Source organism: Streptomyces atriruber (assembly GCF_001418325.1).
Lineage (GTDB): Bacteria > Actinomycetota > Actinomycetes > Streptomycetales > Streptomycetaceae > Streptomyces > Streptomyces atriruber.
Genome location: NZ_LIPN01000593.1, coordinates 1 through 3,945 on the forward strand (window position 1 = coordinate 1; position 3,945 = coordinate 3,945).

Genomic DNA, 3,945 nt, shown 5'->3' on the forward strand with positions numbered 1-3,945 from the left:
GCCGCCCCGTACCGCCACTGGAAGCGCCACCCGGCGCCTCCGCGGCGGGAGCCTGCGACGTCAGACCGGGACCGCCCGCCCGCGGGCCGACCGGATCGGTGGCCACGGAACCGCCGACGCTCTCCGGAGAGGCCTCCGCCGCACGCCGCCCCCTGCGCCGCCCCGTACCGCTCGGCGCAGCGCCCTCACCGGCACCGGCCTGACCGCTCTCCGTGCCACTGGACGCGGACGTACCGCCCGTAGAGTCCGCCGCTCCCGCAACGGCACTGTCCAAGAAGGAGTCCACCGAGGAACGCCGAGCGCGTCGACGCCCACCGCCCGCCGGGCCAGCCGCCTGCTCGGGCACGATGACCGAAGCACCGAGAGCGGGGGCAGGAGCAGGACCGACCGAAGCCGAAGGCCCTGCCTCCGAAGTGCCAGCCTCCAAAGGCCCTGCCTCCGAGGGCACCGCCCCGATCGGCACCTCGAGAACGTACGCACTGCCGCCCATGCCCGGCACCTCGTGCGTCTGCAGCACGCCTCCGTGCGCCCGCACGATGCCCCGCACGATCGGCTCGTGCACCGGGTCTCCCCCGGCGTGCGGACCCCGCACCTCGATGCGGACGACCTCGCCGCGCTGGGCCGCGGCGACGACGATCGTCGAGTCCACGTAGCCACCGGCGACCACCGTGCCGACGCCCGCGCGCGCGTTGCCGGTGGCGTCGATCCCCGCCACGTCCGCGACGAGGTGGGCGACCGCCGTGGCGAGCCGCTCCGCGTCGGCCACGAGCTCTATCGGCGGCGCGTGCACCGCGAACTGGGCGCGCCCGGGACCGATCAGCTCGACCGCGCCCTCCACGCCTGCGGCGACGACCGCGTCGAGCACGACCGGCGTGAGGGAGAGCTGTTCGTCGCCCGCGTCGAGCCGCTGGTAGCCGAGGACGTTGTCGACGAGCGTGGTCATCCGGGCGTACCCGGCCGACAGGTGGTGCAGGACCTGGTTGGCCTCGGGCCACAGCTGCCCGGCGTCGTCCGAGGCGAGCGCGGCCAGCTCGCGGCGCAGCTCGTCCAGGGGCCCGCGCAGCGACGAGCCGAGGACGGCGAGCAACTGCTCGTGCCGCGCGGCCAGCGTCTCGTACCGGGCCTTCTCGCGTTCGGCGAGCTCTTCGAAGCGGTCCTTCTCGCGCTCGGCGAGCGCCGCGTACCGCTCCTGTTCGGCGGCGAGCTCCTCGGCCCGCTGCTCCTCGGCGGCCCTGGTCTCGGCGGCACGCTCCTCCGCGGCGGCGCGGAGCTCCTCGGCGTGCCGCGCGAGAGCGGCCTCATGCTTCTCGGCCAGCTCGTCGTAGGGCCTGCGGTCGGTGAAGGTCATCACCGCGCCGACCAGCTGGTCCCCGTCGCGGACCGGCGACGTCGTCAGGTCGACCGGCACCTTCGCGCCGCTCTTGGACCACAGGACCTGCCCGCGCACCCGGTGCTTGCGCCCGGAGCGCAGGGTGTCGGCGAGCGGGGACTCCTCGTACGGGAACGGCTCGCCGTCGGCGCGCGAGTGCAGGACCAGCGGGTGCAGTTCCTGTCCGCCGAGGTCGCTCGCCCGGAAGCCCAGTATCTGGGCGGCGGCCGGGTTGACCAGGACGACGCGTCCGTCGGTGTCCGTGCCGACGACGCCCTCGGCCGCGGCCCGCAGGATCATCTCGGTCTGCCGCTGCGAACGCGCCAGCTCGGCCTCGGTGTCCACGGTGCCCGAAAGGTCGCGTACGACCAGCATCAACAGCTCGTCGCCCGTGTACCCGTGCTGGTCGTAGGCGTCCCTGCCGTCCTCCAGCGGGGAGCTGGTGACCTCGACCGGGAACTCGATGCCGTCCGTGCGCCGGGCGGTCATCCGCGTCGGCTTGGTGCGCCCGCGCTCGTCGATGGTGTCCGGACGCCGCATGGACCCCGGGATGAGCCGGGAGTCGAACTGCGGCAGCAGGTCGAGCAGACCGCGCCCCACGAGCGCCGTGCCGGGCGCCTCGAACGCCTCCAGCGCGATGGCGTTGGCGTTCACGACCGTGCCGTTGGCGTTGACGAGGACCAGCGCGTCCGGGAGTGCGTCGAGTATGGCTGCGAGGCGAGCAGCGCCTCGGGATGGCCTGCTGCTCACGACGACGCTTCCTCCCTGGTTACCGCTGCTTGCCGACTCGCTCAGGCCATCTTGCCCCTCGGCCCGTGGCGTGTCACGGGAGGGAGTCTACGGGGAGTGGTTGTGGTCGCGACGCCGGATGAGAGGGAGGTCGCACGCAGAAGATGTGAGTTTTCAGTACGTCCTGGTCACGCGGAGGTCGCGGGCAGTACCGGTACGAGACCGTCCCAGCGCGAGATCTCGCAGCCGTTGCTGCGGTCGTACGTGGCGTCGACGGGACGCCCCTGCCAGGTCCCCGTGACGTGCGCGGTCGCGGGTCCGCCGTACTGCATCGTGCACATCGAGTCCTTGGGGACGGGCGCGAAAGGATCGGTTCCCCAGACGGTGACCTCGTCGAGCCGCTCGCAGGCCTTCGCCGCGTTCGGGTGCGTGCCGCCCGTCGGATGGCAGTTCAGTTCGTACGTCCCGTCGCCCTCGCCTCCCGAGCCGGTGACCGTCACGGTGAGGCGGTCGGTGGGGGCCGCGGTGGGCGACGTGGCCTGGGCGGTGGCGGGCAGGGCGGCCAGCGCGGCGACGGAGGCGGCGGCAGTGAGGGCGAAACGACGCAGCATGGGGGCTCCACGGGTACAGCGGGACGGGTGGCTCTACCGCTCTAACGCCGTACGCCGCAAGACGTTGCGGTGCGGAGTAACGCTTTGCCCTGCGGGCAGCGCGACTAGTACCGTAGGTGCCGCGATTGGTGACGCACCGCCTGGCTGTGTCATCATCTGCACGCACCCCGCGCTCGCGCAGGTGTGCAAGCTGGAGGCGTCGCCTAGTCCGGTCTATGGCGCCGCACTGCTAATGCGGTTTGGGACTTAAATCCCATCGAGGGTTCAAATCCCTCCGCCTCCGCAGCTTGATCCGAAGCCCCGGTCCGTCTGGACCGGGGCTTCGGTGCGTAGCGGTCGCGGCGGGTCCGCCAGGAGGTGCGCCCGAGGGCGCTCTGGAGGGTGTTTCCGCAGCTCACAAGGGGTCCGACTAACGGATTTCACATGGCGGCGGCAGTCATGTAATGTTCTTCCTGTCGCCGCGAACGGGCCGAAGGGCCGGGGAGCGAAGGCAGAAACACAAATAAACAAGCACTCGTAGCTTAACGGATAGAGCATCTGACTACGGATCAGAAGGTTGCAGGTTCGAATCCTGCCGAGTGCACAGCGGACCAGAGGCCCAGTGGATATCTCCACTGGGCCTCTGGCTTTTGTCTCGACCACCTCATGCTCATGCGTCACGGCCTCAGGCAGAGCTGACACCGGTCCGGTCCGGTGAAGACGTTGTCACGTGGATATGGTTCGGGAGCCTCGTAAGTCGGCGGGCATGCACCGAGGAGCCGCTCAATGGAATGGCGTTGTGCGGGGCTCGGGTGGCCGGACGGGAAGCCCGTGCTGCGCTGGGAGGGCGGGCGACGCAGCGCCCTCGCGTACGGGCAGGACATCGGGTTCCGGGCCGTCGGGGAGCGGCGGTGCGTGGGTGCGCGGGGCAATGCGTGTCCCCTGCGGGCCGTCGTTCCGGGGCGGGCCACGCAGGCGCGCTGTCCGGAGTGCGCGCGGCTGGACCGGGCGCACTCGGTGGCGGCGGACGGGGTGCCCGACGATCCGCGGACGTACCGGGTGTATCTCGCGTGGTTCGGGGCCGGGCTGGTCAAGGTCGGGATCACGGCGGAGCAGCGGGGGCCCGTGCGGCTCCTGGAGCAGGGGGCGGTGGCGTTCTGCTGGCTGGGGCGGGGGCCCCTGATGGCGGCGCGGCGCACGGAGGAGCTGTTGCGGGCCGCGCTCGGGGTTCCGGACCGGGTGCCGGACGCCCGCAAG

The 3,945-nt window shown here is 71.9% G+C and carries 3 protein-coding genes and 2 tRNA genes; 3 read left to right on the top strand and 2 right to left on the bottom strand.

Translation table 11 applies throughout. The features are described 5' to 3' along the window. Window positions 1-2,119: PAS domain-containing protein (locus AOK03_RS38970; RefSeq protein WP_157869214.1), on the bottom strand; the 2,119-nt coding region annotated here is incomplete at its 3' end. 167 nt (window positions 2,120-2,286) lie between these two features. Continuing rightward, complete coding sequence (locus tag AOK03_RS38975; protein WP_055570081.1) at window positions 2,287-2,709, bottom strand: SSI family serine proteinase inhibitor; 423 nt, start codon at window positions 2,707-2,709, stop codon at window positions 2,287-2,289. A 192-nt stretch (window positions 2,710-2,901) separates the two neighbouring features. On the opposite strand from AOK03_RS38975, the gene AOK03_RS38980 reads away from it, so the two are divergent. The 3 genes from AOK03_RS38980 to AOK03_RS38990 all read left to right on the top strand — a co-directional run. Further along, window positions 2,902-2,992, top strand: a tRNA-Ser gene (locus tag AOK03_RS38980). A gap of 227 nt (window positions 2,993-3,219) precedes the next feature. Beyond that, window positions 3,220-3,292, top strand: a tRNA-Arg gene (locus tag AOK03_RS38985). A gap of 182 nt (window positions 3,293-3,474) precedes the next feature. Then, on the top strand, window positions 3,475-3,945 hold a 471-nt coding region (locus tag AOK03_RS38990; RefSeq protein ID WP_157869215.1), incomplete at its 3' end, for a DUF2797 domain-containing protein.